This is a genomic window from Mesorhizobium sp. WSM4819 (assembly GCF_055811215.1).
The window spans coordinates 41,927-57,574 of sequence record NZ_JBVVQO010000029.1 but is presented as its reverse complement, the minus strand read 5'-3'; the positions used below and the strand labels follow the sequence as shown (position 1 = coordinate 57,574).

General features: G+C 60.6%; 20 protein-coding genes. 6 read left to right on the top strand and 14 right to left on the bottom strand.

The window, feature by feature from the left end:
- Positions 1–14: 14 nt before the first annotated feature.
- The 13 genes from kdpC to AC0L18_RS23070 all read right to left on the bottom strand — a co-directional run bounded on the left by kdpC (position 15) and on the right by AC0L18_RS23070 (position 8,760).
- A complete protein-coding gene (kdpC, locus tag AC0L18_RS23130) occupies positions 15–584 on the bottom strand; it encodes a potassium-transporting ATPase subunit KdpC (protein WP_473494316.1) in 570 nt (189 codons plus the stop codon).
- A gap of 12 nt (positions 585–596) precedes the next feature.
- Positions 597–2,690: a potassium-transporting ATPase subunit KdpB gene (kdpB, locus tag AC0L18_RS23125; RefSeq protein WP_473494315.1), complete on the bottom strand. Its 2,094-nt coding sequence runs from the start codon at positions 2,688–2,690 to the stop codon at positions 597–599.
- Entirely contained in the window at positions 2,687–2,911 is a 225-nt protein-coding gene (locus tag AC0L18_RS23120; RefSeq protein WP_473494314.1) for a hypothetical protein, read from the bottom strand. The genes kdpB and AC0L18_RS23120 overlap by 4 nt, the downstream gene beginning before the upstream one ends.
- Before the next feature lie 24 nt (positions 2,912–2,935).
- Positions 2,936–4,639 (bottom strand): potassium-transporting ATPase subunit KdpA, encoded by a 1,704-nt coding sequence (gene kdpA / locus AC0L18_RS23115; RefSeq protein ID WP_473494313.1) that lies wholly within the window; start codon positions 4,637–4,639, stop codon positions 2,936–2,938.
- 33 nt (positions 4,640–4,672) lie between these two features.
- The gene (locus tag AC0L18_RS23110) at positions 4,673–4,762 is read right to left on the bottom strand and encodes a K(+)-transporting ATPase subunit F (protein ID WP_023797479.1); all 90 of its coding nucleotides are present in this window, start codon (positions 4,760–4,762) and stop codon (positions 4,673–4,675) included.
- A 353-nt stretch (positions 4,763–5,115) separates the two neighbouring features.
- Positions 5,116–5,271: a hypothetical protein gene (locus tag AC0L18_RS23105; protein WP_473494312.1), complete on the bottom strand. Its 156-nt coding sequence runs from the start codon at positions 5,269–5,271 to the stop codon at positions 5,116–5,118.
- Positions 5,272–5,280: 9 nt separating this feature from the next.
- Positions 5,281–5,463, bottom strand: coding sequence for a hypothetical protein (locus AC0L18_RS23100; RefSeq protein ID WP_473494311.1), 183 nt, complete (start codon positions 5,461–5,463; stop codon positions 5,281–5,283).
- Complete coding sequence (locus AC0L18_RS23095; RefSeq protein WP_023797481.1) at positions 5,463–5,651, bottom strand: DUF3606 domain-containing protein; 189 nt, start codon at positions 5,649–5,651, stop codon at positions 5,463–5,465. Before AC0L18_RS23095 ends, AC0L18_RS23100 begins: the two co-directional genes overlap by 1 nt.
- Before the next feature lie 385 nt (positions 5,652–6,036).
- The gene (locus AC0L18_RS23090; protein WP_473494310.1) at positions 6,037–6,297 is read right to left on the bottom strand and encodes a DUF982 domain-containing protein; all 261 of its coding nucleotides are present in this window, start codon (positions 6,295–6,297) and stop codon (positions 6,037–6,039) included.
- 166 nt (positions 6,298–6,463) lie between these two features.
- Positions 6,464–6,694, bottom strand: a complete 231-nt coding sequence (locus AC0L18_RS23085; protein ID WP_027153036.1) for a hypothetical protein — start codon at positions 6,692–6,694, stop codon at positions 6,464–6,466.
- A 134-nt stretch (positions 6,695–6,828) separates the two neighbouring features.
- Positions 6,829–7,590 carry an NYN domain-containing protein gene (locus tag AC0L18_RS23080; RefSeq protein ID WP_091595693.1) on the bottom strand — a complete coding sequence of 254 codons (762 nt, stop codon included), beginning with the start codon at positions 7,588–7,590 and terminating at the stop codon, positions 6,829–6,831.
- A gap of 86 nt (positions 7,591–7,676) precedes the next feature.
- Positions 7,677–7,949 (bottom strand): Atu4866 domain-containing protein, encoded by a 273-nt coding sequence (locus AC0L18_RS23075; RefSeq protein WP_287196196.1) that lies wholly within the window; start codon positions 7,947–7,949, stop codon positions 7,677–7,679.
- An 85-nt stretch (positions 7,950–8,034) separates the two neighbouring features.
- Positions 8,035–8,760, bottom strand: coding sequence for an SDR family oxidoreductase (locus tag AC0L18_RS23070; protein WP_473494337.1), 726 nt, complete (start codon positions 8,758–8,760; stop codon positions 8,035–8,037).
- A gap of 139 nt (positions 8,761–8,899) precedes the next feature.
- Here AC0L18_RS23070 and AC0L18_RS23065 point away from each other — a divergent pair, with 139 nt between their 5' ends.
- From AC0L18_RS23065 to AC0L18_RS23055, 3 genes are all read left to right on the top strand, one after another.
- Positions 8,900–9,790, top strand: coding sequence for a LysR family transcriptional regulator (locus tag AC0L18_RS23065; protein ID WP_473494309.1), 891 nt, complete (start codon positions 8,900–8,902; stop codon positions 9,788–9,790).
- Between the two features lie 227 nt (positions 9,791–10,017).
- A complete protein-coding gene (locus tag AC0L18_RS23060) occupies positions 10,018–10,425 on the top strand; it encodes a hypothetical protein (RefSeq protein WP_091595630.1) in 408 nt (135 codons plus the stop codon).
- A gap of 208 nt (positions 10,426–10,633) precedes the next feature.
- Positions 10,634–11,089: a YybH family protein gene (locus tag AC0L18_RS23055; RefSeq protein WP_236392813.1), complete on the top strand. Its 456-nt coding sequence runs from the start codon at positions 10,634–10,636 to the stop codon at positions 11,087–11,089.
- Positions 11,090–11,332: 243 nt separating this feature from the next.
- Here AC0L18_RS23055 and AC0L18_RS23050 read toward each other — a convergent pair whose 3' ends face one another.
- On the bottom strand, positions 11,333–11,521 hold the full coding sequence (locus AC0L18_RS23050; protein WP_254021160.1) for a DUF3606 domain-containing protein: 189 nt from the start codon (positions 11,519–11,521) through the stop codon (positions 11,333–11,335).
- Positions 11,522–11,592: 71 nt separating this feature from the next.
- Here AC0L18_RS23050 and AC0L18_RS23045 point away from each other — a divergent pair, with 71 nt between their 5' ends.
- The 3 genes from AC0L18_RS23045 (at position 11,593) to AC0L18_RS23035 (ending at position 14,460) form a co-directional block, all read left to right on the top strand.
- The gene (locus AC0L18_RS23045; RefSeq protein ID WP_473494308.1) at positions 11,593–12,489 is read left to right on the top strand and encodes an ATP-dependent DNA ligase; all 897 of its coding nucleotides are present in this window, start codon (positions 11,593–11,595) and stop codon (positions 12,487–12,489) included.
- 366 nt (positions 12,490–12,855) lie between these two features.
- Positions 12,856–13,572, top strand: coding sequence for a hypothetical protein (locus AC0L18_RS23040; RefSeq protein WP_473494307.1), 717 nt, complete (start codon positions 12,856–12,858; stop codon positions 13,570–13,572).
- 531 nt (positions 13,573–14,103) lie between these two features.
- Entirely contained in the window at positions 14,104–14,460 is a 357-nt protein-coding gene (locus tag AC0L18_RS23035) for a hypothetical protein (protein WP_473494306.1), read from the top strand.
- Positions 14,461–15,648: the final 1,188 nt, after the last annotated feature.

The window sequence follows — 15,648 nt, the reverse complement described above, 5'->3', positions numbered from 1 at the left end:
ATGCTTCCCACCATTCATTGCCTGGTGGCCTCGTCCAGCGCCAGGTTGAGCGCCAGCACATTGACCACAGGCTCTCCCATCAAACCGAGTTCGCGGTCCTCGAGGTGGCTGTCGACAAGGGATTTGACCCTGGCTTCATCGACGCCCCTGGCCCTGGCCACCCTGGCGACCTGGAAATAGGCGGCCTCGGGGCTGATATGCGGATCGAGGCCGCTGCCTGAAGTCGTGACCAGATCGATCGGCACCGGCTGGTTCGGATTTTCCCCTTTCAGCCTGTCGGCATCGCTCTTGACGCGGTCGATCAGCTTGGCGTTGGTCGGCCCGAGATTCGAGCCGCTCGAAGCGGCGGCGTCGTAGCCGTCGCCGGCAGCCGACGGCCGGCCATGAAAATAGCGCTCGCTGGCAAAAGCCTGGCCGATCAGCTCGGAGCCGACGAGCTTGCCGTCCCTCTCGATCAGGCTGCCATTGGCCTGGCGCGGGAACAAGGCCTGGGCGATGCCGGTCATGCCGATCGGATAGATCAGGCCGGTCAGGATGGTAAAGAAAACGATCATGGTGATCGCGGGTCTGATTTGCTTGAGCATGGACTTGATTCCCTATGCGAGGCCTAGCGCGGTGATGGCCATGTCGATCGCCTTGATGCCGACGAAGGGGGCGACGAGGCCGCCGAGCCCGTAGACAAGAAGGTTGCGGCCGAGCAGCGCGCCGGCGCCGACGGCGCGATATCTGACGCCTCTTAGCGACAGCGGGATCAGCGCGACGATGATCAGTGCGTTGAAGATGATAGCCGAGAGAATGGCGCTCTGCGGCGTTGCCAGATGCATGATGTTGAGTGCCTGCAGCGGACCTGACGTCTGCCCCGGCGCGATGTAGAAGACGGCGAATATGGCCGGGATGATGGCAAAATACTTGGCCACGTCGTTGGCGATCGAGAAGGTCGTCAGCGAGCCGCGCGTCATCAGCAGCGCCTTGCCAATTTCCACGATCTCGATCAGCTTGGTCGGATCGCTGTCGAGATCGACCATATTGCCGGCTTCGCGTGCGGCGACGGTGCCGGTGTTCATGGCGACGCCGACATCGGCCTGCGCAAGGGCCGGCGCATCATTGGTGCCGTCGCCGCACATGGCGACGAGCTTGCCCTTGGCCTGTTCGTCGCGGATGAGCTTCAGCTTGTCCTCGGGCGTCGCCTGGGCAAGGAAATCGTCGACGCCGGCCTCCGCCGCGATCGCCGCCGCCGTCATCGGGTTGTCGCCGGTGATCATCACCGTGCGGATACCCATCTTGCGCAGTTCGGCGAAGCGTTCCCGGATGCCGCCCTTGACGATGTCCTTGAGATGGACGACGCCGAGCAGGCGTCCGTCGCGCTCGACCGCAAGCGGCGTGCCGCCGGATTTGGCGACGTCGTCGGCGATCGCCTGGAGGTCGCGGACGGTGTCGCTGCCGGGGCGCGTGCCATGCGTAGCGACCGTCGACTGATTGACGAACGCGAGCACCGAATCGACCGCGCCCTTGCGAACCGAAGAGCCATCGATGTCGACGCCGCTCATGCGGGTTTGCGCGGTGAAGGGCACGAAAGCGGCATGCAGTGCTGCCATGTCGCGGGCACGGATGGCGTATTTCTCCTTCGCCAGCACGACGATCGAGCGGCCTTCCGGCGTTTCGTCGGCAAGCGAGGCCAACTGCGCCGCGTCGGCCAACTCCTGCTCGGTGACGCCCTTGACCGGGCGGAATGCCGTCGCCTGGCGATTGCCGAGCGTGATCGTGCCGGTCTTGTCGAGCAGCAGCGTGTCGACGTCACCCGCCGCCTCGACCGCGCGGCCCGACATCGCCAGCACGTTGAACCGCACCAGGCGATCCATGCCGGCGATGCCGATGGCCGAAAGCAGCGCGCCGATCGTCGTCGGGATCAAGGTGACGAACAGGGCGACGAGGACGGTCACCGAAATGGTGCCGCCCGAATAGGCGGCGAAACTCGGGATCGTTGCCGTCGCCAGCACGAAGATCAGCGTCATGCCGACGAGCATGATGTTGAGCGCGATCTCGTTGGGCGTCTTCTGGCGCGCAGCGCCTTCGACCAGCGAGATCATGCGGTCGAGGAAGGTGTGGCCGGAGGCCGCGGTGATGCGCACGCGGATCCAGTCGGACAGAACCTGCGTGCCGCCGGTCACCGCCGAACGGTCGCCGCCGGATTCTCGGATCACCGGAGCCGATTCGCCGGTGATCGCCGCCTCGTTGACCGAAGCGACGCCTTCGATCACCTCGCCGTCCGACGGAATGATGTCGCCGGCCTCGACGAGCACCACGTCGCCGACCTTCAGGCTGGTGCCTGGCACCAGCTTGAACCTGGTGCGGTCGTCGCCGCTCAACAGCTTGGCCTGGGTCTCGGTGCGAGCCTTGCGCAGCGAATCGGCTTGGGCCTTGCCTCGGCCTTCGGCGACCGCTTCGGCGAAGTTGGCGAAAAGCACGGTGAACCACAGCCAGATGATGATCTGCAGCGAGAAGCCGAGATCGCCGCCGCCGGTGACGAGATCCTTGACGAACAGGACTGAGGTGAGCGCCGAGACGACGGCGACGACGAACATCACCGGATTGCGCATCAAGGTGCGCGGGTTGAGTTTCCTGAAGGCGCCGTCGACGGCGGGCAGCAGGATACGGGCATCCATGATGACAGCGGATTTGGACTGGCTCATTTGGTGGCTCCAGTATCGATGTTGTTGACCGGTCGATCATCTGCCGAAAGCAGATGCGGCAGCCCGGAGGCCAGCAGCCAGACCACGATCATGACTGCCGCAATGCCGAAGAACGTGGACAAGGTCGGAAAAGGCGGCGGGGTCGGGAAAGGAGGCGGGGTTGCCCCTTTCCGATCGTCTCGATGCCGAATCTTGCGACGTATGGTTTCGAGCCAGGACATGACATTGATCCAAGGTGGGACGGTTCAGAAAGTCTGCCCGTGGATGCCGGCCAGGTGCTCCACGATCGGTCCGACTGCCAGCGCCGGGAAGAAGGTGAGGCCGCCGACGATCAGAATGACGCCGACCAGCAGCCCGACGAACAGCGGCCCGTCGGTCGGGAAGGTGCCGGCGGAGGCGGGCACCGTCTTCTTGGCGACCAGCGAGCCGGCGATCGCCAGAGCCGGGATGATGACCAGGAAGCGGCCCATCAGCATGCCGATGGCAAGCGTGACGTTGTACCAGGGCGTGTTGCCGGTCAGGCCGCCAAAGGCCGAGCCGTTGTTGGCGGCAGCCGAGGTGTAGGCATAGAGAACTTCGGAGAAGCCGTGCGGGCCGGCATTGGCCATCGAAGCGACGCTGGTCGGCAGCACCACCGCGATGGCGGTGAAGATCAGCATCGCCAGCGGCAGGCAGAGAATGGCGAGCATCGCCATCTTGACCTCCTTGGCCTCGATCTTCTTGCCGAGGTATTCGGGCGTGCGTCCGACCATCAGTCCGGCGACGAAGACGGCGATCACGATATACATCAGGATGCCGTAGAGACCGGCGCCGACACCGCCGACAATGACCTCGCCGAGCTGCATGTTGATGATCGGGATCATGCCGCCAAGCGCTGTGAAACTGTCATGCATGGCGTTGACGGCGCCGCAGGACGCGGCGGTGGTGATCACCGCAAACAGCGCCGACAAAGCGATGCCGAAGCGCGTTTCCTTGCCTTCCATGTTGCCGCCGTCGATGCCCAGCGCATGCACCAGCGGATTGCCTGATGCTTCCGCCCAGTAGCAGACGGCAACGCCGGCGATGAACAGGACGCCCATTGCAGTCAAGATCGCCCAACCCTGGCGCTGGTCGCCGTTCATGCGGCCGAAGACGTTGGTCAGCGCCGCACCGATGGCGAAGATCGAAATCATCTGGATCAGATTCGAGATCGCGTCGGGGTTTTCGAAGGGATGCGCGGCATTGGCGTTGAAGAAGCCGCCACCATTGGTGCCGAGCATCTTGATGGCGATCTGCGAGGCAACCGGCCCGACCGCGATCGACTGCCGCGCGCCCTCCAGGGTTGTGGCGTCGAGATAAGCGCTGAGCGTCTGCGGTATGCCGAGATAAACATAGACCAGCGTCAGCACCATGCAGAGCGGCAACAGCAGGTAAAGGGTGCACCGGGTCATATCGACCCAGAAATTGCCGATCGATTTGCCGGAGGCCTTGGTGAAGCCGCGGATCAGCGCGATTGCGATGGCGATGCCGGTCGCTGCGGACAGGAAGTTCTGCACGGTCAGGCCGGCCATCTGCACGAGATAGGACATCGTGCTTTCACCGCCGTAGTTCTGCCAGTTGGTGTTGGTCATGAAGCTGGCGGCGGTGTTGAAGGCGAGCCCGGGTTCGACGCCGCTCATGCCGGCCGGATTGTAAGGCAGGCTGCCTTGCAGCCGTTGCAGGGCGTAGAGCACCACGAAGCCGGCGAGGTTGAAGAACAGCAAGGCCGCCGCATAGGTGGTCCAGTGCTGCTCCTCACGCTCGCTGGTCCCCGAGATGCGATAAAGGCTGCGCTCGACAGGAGCCAAAATCGGCGAGAGGAATGTGCGGTCGCCGCTGAAAACGCGATACATGTAGCCGCCGAGCGGCTTCACCAGCAAAACGACGATCCCGCAATAGACGAGGATCTGCATCCATCCGTTGAAAGTCATCGAAATAGCCTTCCGTGCCTGCGCCAGTTGCCGTTAGAAACGTTCTGGGCGAATGAGGGCGTATGTCAGGTAGACGAGAAGGAACAGGGTCACAGCGCCACCGAGGATATAGTCGACAAGCATGTTGCGGTCCTTCCGCCTAAAGACTGTCGCAGGCTTTGACGAAGGCGAAGAACAGGGCGAAAAACAAAAACCCTATCCCGAGAACGATGATGTCCATCGGAGCTGTTCCTTATTTTCGTTTTTGCACTGGCTTGCCTGCAGCCGGGCAGCGTTGAAGTCATATGAAGACACTCTGTCGCGATGATAATGGCGACCGAGATGTGTCCTTCCCGACGGAATATGGATCCAAACCCCATAAAGGTTCGAGACGTGGCGAAGAGGAAAGAAATAAGTATCCTATAAAGGATTTGCCGTCGCGGTTCTCTGCGCGGCGCTCGAAGACAAGTCGTGCACCGGGGCGGAGCCACTGAAAATCAGCGATTTCGCGTATAGATCACGGCATAGTCGTTCGCATACGCCCGCTTCCCGCCCAGTTCATCGAAGAACGGAATGCGGCTGTCGTCCGGCGTGCGAATGGCTGCGCGTGCGAAGCTGATGCGGGAAAGTCGAGGGCGGACGCGCTCCGCCAAATCGGCTGCTCAGCCTTCGGCCTTGAAGTTCTTGGCTTCCTTCTCGACCTTGGCGCTGTCCTTGCCGTGCTTGCGCATCAGATCCTTCGCCTGGTTGAGCGAAACGTCAGTTGTCTCGGCCAGTCGCAGGGCCTCCTTGTCGTCCGGTTCGCGTTTCTTCCGATCGGCCATTGCGGTCCGTTTGTCAGCCATCACAATGCCTTTATGCTCTTGGCGATTTCGTTCAGCACCTTGCGGTCGGTGCCGTGGCGCTTGATCAGCGTGCGAGCCTGGTCGGGAGTGATGCCGGCTTCCTCGGCGAGATGCCTCACCTCATAGTCTTCGTCGCCGGCTACTTGTGAGCGATCGCGGTTGTCGGTCTTGGTCTTGTCGTCTGGCATGGCAGTTCTCTCCTCACTTAGAGGCTGTTTGGAAAGTCTACTCCGGCGGCCATCTGATGGCGTTTTCTGCGCTTCCGGTGCTCACGGACCCGAACGTCCGCTGCGCTCCGGTTCTCGAAACCACCACCATATGACTCGCCGGAGCGACTTTCGAAACAGTCTCTTGGACCTGGAGCATAACGGCGGAGATTTCGTGAGGTTCCTTAATGCATGTCGCCCAAAAGTGCGCAGCGGTTTTGGGACAACGACATGCATAACCAGGAGCAACGCATGTCGCCCAAAAGTGCGCAGCGGTTTTGGGACAACGACATGGTCTTGGGCAACGACATCCCTAAAAACAAGAACCAAAAGCACGTCGCATCGAGCTTTTGAGACGTGACGCGCCTTAATGCTGGCCTTCGCGCACAAACACATGGGCTTCCTTGGCGGCCGCCGTGAATGCCCGCCGCGCAGTGCCAACCGCCCGCCGCTGCTCCATCGCATCCATCATGGCTTTCAAGGCCGCGCGATATTTCGGCCCGCGCTTTTCGTCTGGCCATTTGTCGACCAGAAGCGAGGCCGCCTGGACCGTCCTCGTCACAGAAAGCCGGCGTCCGGTGCGTTCGCTCTCGATCGTCACCGGAACGTCGAATTGTTCATCACGCATTGCCGCCACTCCTCGACTCCAAGGACAGCAACGGCGCAGCGGAGTTATTCGTTCCGATAGCGAATGGCGCGATCCATCCCGATCATGATTCATGGTTACGGAGTGGCTTATGTCGCCAGTCTCATTTTAGACAGTGCGCAAGCCAATTGCGGCCGGGCGATGTGCATCAGCGGCACCGATGGTCGAACACGATCCCCATGGTCCTACCAATTGCGGTCATGACGATAAGCTCGACCAGTTGGTCGTCGCTGTCCGTACAAGCTGGGCCTGCCCGGCGGATGGTATCTATTGCGGCTCTGGTCGATATGGTGTCGCCGGCGCGGAATTTTGAAAGCGCAGATGAAACGAGTTCATGGGCCGGCAAGTCAACGACAGGCGCTCTCGAAACGATGTCCATTGGCCTCCTCCGCCATGAACTCTCTGCCACGAGAATAATACGCCGAATGGTGGTTTTCGCCAGCGAAAATTGTGGTCCGACCAGAGGCCGATCGGAGACCAATTGGACTGGGACAGCTAGCTTTTTTGCAGGGCTCAGCGCGATGCTGCCGACCTCGATTTCTCTCTGCCCTTCGCAGCTGGCTTGACCCTTATACGCATCGCTCCACCCTCGGGATGATCGATCTCAAAGGCATTGGTCTTGCGCACGAGATCGCTCAGCTTGCGAAAGCCGAAGGTCCTGGGATCGAAGTCCGATGCCAGATTGGCGAGTTGATTGCCGACAATGCCGAGCGGCACCCAGCCGTCCTCGGTTCCCATCTGTGAAATGACCCTGGTGATGATCGGCGTCGCGGCGCTGGGCGGCTGCAAGGACTTCGTCGGCGCCGCATCGTTCGCGTTGGCTGGCGCAGTCGGCAGCAGGTTCTCGGTGTATACGAACCGGCGGCAAGCCTGCCGAAAACTCTCCGGCGTCTTCTGCTCGCCAAACCCATAAACGTCGATCCCGTGCTCCCTGATGCGAGCGGCAAGGCGGGTGAAATCGCTGTCGGACGACACCAGGCAGAAGCCTTCGAACCGCCCGCTGTGGAGAAGGTCCATGGCGTCGATGACGAGCGTGATGTCGGATGCGTTCTTGCCGGTGGTGTAGGCGAATTGCTGCTGCGGGATGATCGCATGCTTCGACAGCACATCCGCCCATGCCTTTGAGCGGGTGCTGGAGAAATCGCCGTAGATGCGACGGACGCTTGCCTCGCCGATCTTCGCGATTTCCTCGAACAAACCGTCGGCAATCTTGGCCGAGGTATTGTCCGCGTCGATCAGCACTGCAAGCCGTGGAGAACGTGGTTCGGTTGGCAAGGTGAGCCCCTGTTTTTGGCTGCGTACCAAATGCATATGGTGCAGCGGCGCCATGTGAAACCTTTTTATCGAAATACGAACGTCATCTACTTCTCCCGATACAAGATCATGCCGGCGTGGTGCAGCACGCCGTCGATGAACGTTCCGTCAGCGGTAAAGCCGGTGTCGTCCCAGTAGTCGATGTGATTTCCCCGGATCTCATAGCGCCCCTGGTATGCGCTGTCACGGTTCCCGCGCGCTTCGTCATAGCGACCATTTGGAAGCAAGTTGTGGCGGATATGGCCATCCGCCGTGACCCACATCCCGACATAGGAGTGGCTTGCCGAAGCTGGGGTAACGGAATTTTGCGCGATATTCATTTGGGCGAAGCCTTTCTGTGCGGATAAGCCGGCCGCGCCGGCAACAAGCACGGCAGCGGCAAGTATGGAAATCTGTTTCATCGGACTACTTGCTGGCTGTCGGCCGGATGACGATCTCGTTCACGTCGACATCGTCCGGCTGTTCGATGGCAAAGCGCACGGCACGGCCGATCGCGTCGGGCTGCAGCGCAATGGCGCGATAGGTCTTCATCGCTTCCACTGCGATCGGATCGGTGATCGTGTCGGCGAGCTCGCTTTCGACCACGCCCGGATGAATGCAGGTGACGCGGATGTTGTCGTGCTCCTGCCGCAAGCCATCGGAGATGGCGCGGACCGCGTATTTGGTTGCGCAATAGACAGCGGCTGTCGGCGATACCGAAAGCGCGCCGATGGAGGCGATGTTGACGACATGGCCGGAGCCTCGGGCCGTCATCTGCGGCAGCACCGCAGCGATGCCGTGGAGCACGCCCTTGATGTTGACGTCGACCATTCGGTCCCATTCGTCGACCTTCATCGAGGCCATCAGCGACAACGGCATGACGCCGGCATTGTTGACGATCACATCGACGCGCCCCCAGGCCTGGCGCGCCGCCTCGGCAAAGGCGGCGACATCGTCGCGGTCGGTCACGTCCAGGCGGCGTGTCATTGCCTCCCCGCCCTTTGCCCTGATCTCTTCTGCGAGGGCGTTCAGCCGATCGGTGCGGCGCGCACCCAGCATGACCTTTGCTCCTGCGGCACCGAGCTCCCGGCCGATGGCGGCGCCAATGCCGCTCGAAGCCCCGGTGATGAGCACGACTTTGTTGGGGGACAAGTTTGGGTTGAGGGACATGTTCGGTCTCCGTCTGGTTGATCTTGCGAACCGCGATGCAGCGGTTGCCACGAAGATGGATTTGTTTCACTGTAGCGATAAGACGACCATTTGTTCACAGCGTCGAAAGCACAGCTAACCAATGCAGCCGGATCTCAATGCGCTTGCCGTCTTCGCCCTCGTCGCCGAGGAGCGGAGCTTTCGCGCGGCTGCGGACCGGATGGGCGTCACCCGCTCGGCGGTCAGCCAGACGATGAAGCGGCTGGAAGAGACACTCGGTATCGCGCTCGTCCAGCGCACGACGCGAAGCGTCAGCCTGACCGAGGCTGGCGAACGCCTCTACGCCGAGATAGCGCCCGCCATCGCCGACATGCGCGCCGCAATGGAGAGCACCGGGGACCTGCGCGGGCGTCCGCGCGGGCAGTTGCGGCTCGCCGTCTCGTCGATCGCCGAGCGCTTTCTTTCAGGGCCGTTCCTGGCGACCTTTGCCGAAGCCAATCCGGAGGTCCGGATGGACATCACGGTGACGGACGAGGAATTCGATATCGTCGCCGAGGGATACGATGCCGGCGTCAGGCTCGGCGAGGTGATCGAGCAGGACATGATCGCGGTGCCTGTCGCCGGTGACGAGCGGCAGCTGGCCGCCTGCGCGCCGGCCTATCGTGATCGGTTTGGCGAGCCGTCGCATCCGCAGGAACTCGCTGAACATCGCTGCATTGGCTGGCGCCGCGCCCCGAAGGTCGCGCCCTATCGCTGGGAATTCGCCGAGGACGGCAAGGAGTTCAGCGTCGCGGTTGCGCCGGAGATCACGACCAACGACATGGCGTTGATGATAAAGCTCGCCATTGCCGGAGCCGGCATCACTTTCGGCATGGAGGAAAGCTTTCGCCCGTGGATCGCTCGGGGCGAATTGGTGCCGGTTCTCGTCGACTATTGCCCGCGCTTTGCCGGCTTCTACCTTTATTATCCGAGCCGTCGCAACGTCGCGCCGAAGCTGCGCGCGCTTGTCGAACACCTGCGGCGTCCCGGCTAGCGTTTTCCACGCGGACGATTGAACCGAAATCGCTTTCCGGCCGCCCGCTTTGGGGCGGGAGTCCAGATCGTCAAACTCCGCTGTGCGCACCCGGTATCTCGATGTTGCATTTATATTAGTGTGAGCGCATGTTTTCATCAGCCGGCGCAAGCCGGTTAGGCCCGGTGGCCAGCCGGTCACCCCCAACAGGCTGCCGGGCCGCCTGCAACGGCTTGGGAGGACATGACATGCCGAAAATCTCGGAACTCTTTTTCAAGACAGCGATCGTCTTTCTTATTCTGGGAATTGCAGCCGGCCTGCAAATGGCAATTTCAGGCAATCACGGCGCCTACCCGGCTCACGCACACATCAATCTCCTGGGATGGGTAACAAGTGCAATATTCGGTGGGTACTACGCCCTGAACCCGACAAAAGCCGCCCGCACTATCGCAATGGTCCATTATGGCGTCTATAATTTTGGCCTGGTGGTGATGTTGCCGGCCCTCTACTTGATGCTGCATGGAAATCCGGCGCTTGAGCCGATCGTCGCCACCGGCTCGATGATCGTCGCTGCCAGCGTGCTCATCTTTGCCTTCGTGGTTTTCTCCGCCGAAACGGCGCGCTCAGTCTCGGGAATGCCTGCGGTTCCACGCTAAACGATGTCAGGATGTTGCTGAGCCAAGCCCGCGCATCTGGCGGAGAAGGCGGGCCGATCGGGTAGTGGGCTGAGAGCGTCTGGCGCTTGCGTAATTAGATAAGCCTTATGCAAATCAGGTCTGGCCGATTGAGTGGGCGCGGCGGCGCACTCGGGTTGGGCGTGCTATTCATCCGGTAGATATGTCGATCACGCAAAGGGAGGACGAGATGAGACCGGTTAAGTCATTCGCATTTGCTGCTGTGCTGCTTCTTTCGTCTGCATTGTCTGCGGCCGCCCAGTCGGCTCGCGAGGACATCGAAGCGGCGCTGCCGAAATTCACGGACGCCTTCAATAGCGGAAACGCGGCGGCGGTGGGTCAATTGTATACCGAGGACGCTGCCTTGCTGCCGCCCGACGGCAAGCGCGTCGATGGCCGCAAGGGCGTGGAAGAGTTCTGGCAGGGCGCGATCAAAGGCGGGATGAAGAATCTCACCCTGAAGGCGCTGGAAGTGGAAGAGAGCGCGAACCTCGCCTACGAAGTTGGGGCATTTACGCTCGATGCGCCGAGCAAAGACGGCGCCCTCTCCACCCTTGTGGGCAAGTACATCGTCGTCTGGAAAAAGGGCGACGACGGGACATGGCGCCTGCATCGGGACATCTGGAATCTAGGTGCCGCCCAATAGGGATTGAAAATCCAGGCCTCATTGACCGGCTTGGCGAAAGTTGCGGCTGGTTTTTTGCGTTGGAACAAAGGCTTAGGTAGAAAGTTCGGCTTCCGCAGTGCAGACATGCTGCGAGATCGGCTCGTCCCTCCGATCAGCCCGCGTCCTCTTCCCCACCACGGGGCGCGGGCTTTTCTGCCTATCGTACGGAAATAGCCAATGACCAGCCGGCGATCGGCGGCCCCAGGTCTGAGAATTTGGTCATCATTGTGCCGGCAATGCCTTCGCGGCGGCGGTCAGGGTTGCCCGATCGTTGCCGTGCTTGCGGATCAGCTCGCGCACCTGCTCCGGCGTGATGTTATTCTGCAGAGCGAAGAAGTTCACTTCATAATCATCGTCCGCCGATATCTTGTTGCGGTCGCGAAAGTCGCGTTTGCTTTTGTCGTCTGCCATATCGCACGTCCTTTTAGAATTTTATCATATTCACTATGGCTAATATACGCCGATGACCTAGACTGGGTTCCATGCGCAGGCGGGCAGATGCCGGCACCGGCCGGCTAGAGTTCATTCCCCCGATGGAGCCCAAGCTGGTGGCCATGCCGCCCGAGGGTGACAACTGGATTCATGAGATCAAGCTGGATGGCTACCGCGCCCAGATCATTATCAACGGCCCCGAGGATATCCGCGTCTATACCGAAACCGGTAAGGACTGGACGCGTCAATATCTGGGGATTGTGGAAGCCGCGGGTGAGCTTGAGGTCAAGAACGCCATCATCGACGGCGAGGCGGTCGTCACCGACAAGGCCGGCATGCCCGACTTCAACGCGCTCCAGAACGCCGTCCACGACAATCCCTACGGCATGTACCTGTGCGCATTCGACATTCTGCACCTGAACGGCCATGATCTGCGCGACGTCGGCTGCAAGGCGCGCCGCGAAATTCTCAGCGGTATCATCAAGCCGCACAGCCGGATTCGGTTCAGCGAGGCCCTGCCAGGTGACGCGCGGTCGCTCTTCCACCTCGTCGAGGAGGTCGAGCTTGAGGGAATTGTCTCGAAGCGCGCCGACAGCAAATATCGCAGCGGCCTGACCTCGAACTGGCTGACGACCAAGAGCTTCACGGTCGATGAATTCGAACTGCTGGGCGTCGAGCGCCAGCCCGGCGAGGCAGCCTTCGCCCTTTTGGCACAGCCCGGCACCGGGAAATATGTCGGTTCCGCCCTGATCAGCCTCGGCCGCGACATGAAGGAGCGGCTGTTCAAGCGGGTTCGGGAGCACGCCGGGCCGCCGCCAGAGGCCATGAAGAAACGGCCGGGGACACAATGGCTCAGGCCCGGGGTGAAGCTGCGCATCAGGCATCTTCGCGGCGACCACAGCCACATACGCAATGCGTCGCTGCTGGGTTTCGGTGACGAGAGCTAGTGCGCTTTGTCTGCCCCCTTTGAGCGACGGGCGCTTCGGCGCCGCAGCCAGAAGCACGTCGTGACCTGGGAGTGGTTCACGCGGCTGGCCAACGACTGGCTGCCCAAACCTTCATCCTTGGCCGCACCAGCGCTTCGCCGTCAATTAGCCGAAGCAGGAGCCGTATGCCCCTTGCCTTGATTGGGCTCGTCGGATCTGTGTGGGGCGCTCGGCAATGGGCGTGCCCACCGCTGTATTATGCGATTATGCGACGATTGAGCCCGGTACGGACATGCCCGGCTGGGCGGCAACCAGGCCGCGAATTGGCCGCAATGTCCCGGTTCAACTGTCTGCCGTGGCTCATGCTATCCCTGAGGTGCGTGAAGTATGAAGTATCTGTTGTCTCCGGGCATTGTGCTCTTTTCGGTACCTTTATCGGCATCGGAGATCATCCTGGAGCAGGTCACATTGCGCCGAGGGATGGAAGGCGACACCAGGCAGTCGGGAGCCTTGGACGATCCAAAAACCTACAGCAAAAACAAGGTGTACCGTGAGGAGAAGGAGCTCGCAGCGAAAACTGGCGTCGAGATAGACCAATTCCTGGATGACTACTATGCGAAAGGATTTCGGAAAGAAACTGGAGCCAACAGAGCGGTACACTACCTGATATTCTACAATTCAATCTCGGCACCGCAGTGCAAGAGGAAATATTTGATCCAGCGGGTAAGACACACCAAAATATACTACCGAAATAATAGAAAGATTGCGGATAAAACAGTCGAGTATCTTGTGGAGGTATTCAAGCTGAACAGCTACGGGCACACCAAACGCGCCGACGGTCACGTTCAGCTTCATTTTCTGGGGGACGTCCAATCGCGAAAGACTGTCGTCGACATCGAGGTCGGTTGCGGCGAGGTGCGCAGCGTGGCCGATGGATTGGCTTGGCCTTTCGAGCAGAAAATCCTGTTTAAAGAGTTGCAGGATTATTCCAGCAAACCCGGCCTCTACGACAAGGTCAGCTTCGAGTTCTCCAGCTCCTACAGCTTTACCTCGGAATTCGACCGGAATGGACACAAGATAACGCTGCCGGATTTTCTTAGGTAAGCTTCCTCGAGGCGACCTTGCTGCCTTCCCGGCTGAAGCAGCTGATCTGAGCCGTGCCCGACTTTCCTTTCAGCCGCCGCCGGCACAAGATTTCTTACGGTGACAGTGCACCTTTTTTGTCTTCTTCTGTTTCCGCAACCCGTTGCCCGCTGCCTCACGGTGGCGGGGCCTTTTGATGGGCACACAGGAACCAGAGCTTGGCGATCCGGTTAACTGGATATGCCAAACAAGATCAAAGACCCGCCACCGAAGCCCGCCCCGAAGAAGACACCTGTCCGTCGTGCCGACAAGGAAGCATCGCCGGAGCCTGAACATGTGGACCCGCCGCCACGAGACGTGCGCGAGGCTCCGGCACCAAATCCAAACGGCGACAGGACGGGCCCAACCGGCCAGCAGTAGGCGAGGCAAGCAACTGCGGGAACGGATACATTTTTGTCAGCAGACAACGCTGCCCCATTCCATAGCGCCTCTCCGAACTGTTGTTTCGGTGCTATGGTGTTCCTGCATGATCAGACTGCAAGGATATGAGGCATGCCCGAAATCACCCGCCGTACACTTCTTGCGTTCACCGCCGTAGCCTCGGTCGTTGAACCGACGTTTGCTGAAGGGGAAGGTGCCTCGCGCGAATTGCAGGCGCTGATTGGAGCCCATGAGGCGGCCTATGTCGCGCTCCACAGGGTTGTTCATCGAACGGACAGCAGCAGCCACGACCGCAAGAGGGCAGACCGGATTGAAGAGGAAGCATTGCTGGCCATCTGCTCCTATCCTGCGATCAGTCGAGGCGACCGCCGAGCCAAGGCCGAGTACCTGTTAGCCACTGAGGCACGGGGCGAACTTGACCTGGAAGAGCACATGCAGGCCATCCTGCACTCGATGATGCGTGGCTGATACGGTTGTCACCGGCAGCCACCGCAATTCGATGGCTCCAGCGAGTTCAATGGAAAGCGGATGGTTCTGCGGCTCTCTTGGACTGCTCGGCCCGACGATGTGGGTGCCCGTACACGTGGGAGAGCATCACATCGAGCCCTTGAGACCGGTACGAGGTGCAGCCGCCCGGTATCTACCTACGCGGCGCGTCGTTGAGCGAGGTGGAAACCCGAACGGGCTCGACGAGGCTCGACGGCGGTCACGATGCTGTGGTGGTGATCGCAGTACACGCGGTCAGGCGAAGTTGGCCCAGCACAAAAGCGGTGACCGCCGGGCACTGACCGATCTTCGCGAACCGGGAAGCGGCATTGACAACTGCCCAGCTTGATGAGGGGGACGTCGCTCGTTGGCAGTCTGGTATTTTCTGGCATGATGTCTTTCTGGTTCCTAAAGGTTGGCCGTACGTCATCGCCATGATCCAATAGTCTGGTTTCCACCGTGGAGGGCAGCGACTGCGTCGGGCGAGTTCATCTCGCTTGGCTGGCTATGGAACATCATGTGGTGTCGGGAACTGCTTCAAGCAATTGCTTGCGGCTAGAAGCCACACCGCTGCTGATGGGTGTCTCAGCGTCAAACCGTGAAGGCGAGAGCCCTGATCCATCAAAGTTTAACGACTGGGAAAGCGCACTGGAAAGCAAGTGCGGTAACAGTTGATTCAACCGTTGCTGGTAATTCTAGAGGAGTGTGGAAGCGGCTCCGACAGTGAGGCGGGGGAGCTGGATTGCCGGAGCCGCCTGCGCAATCCCGGGTTGGGGTTTGACCGCGCCGTCCTATTCTGGGACAGCGCGGTCAACGATTCGTTAAAATTGGAACTAATTAAGCGCATGCTAATTGAAATCGCGGTTTTGCGAGTCAATGCATGACCAGTGTCGCCGTGGGAAATGATTAGCTCGTTGTGTCGATAGCTGCGCTCGTGCCACCGTTTGGTCAGCGCGGCGAGGTCGGCATCGCAAAGTCTTGAGATGAAGGCCGGAGAGCCTGTCACAACAGCCTCTTGTTCAATCAGGTGTACTTCATCTTACTCCCTATCCAAGGAAATTTGATGGCCGCAGGCCCCGCTTTCCGGAAAGCAAAACTGGGAGCGGATTTTTCCAATGTTTTCCCCGGTGTGGGAATTCCCACAGCCGAGCCTGGTTCGACTGGCATATC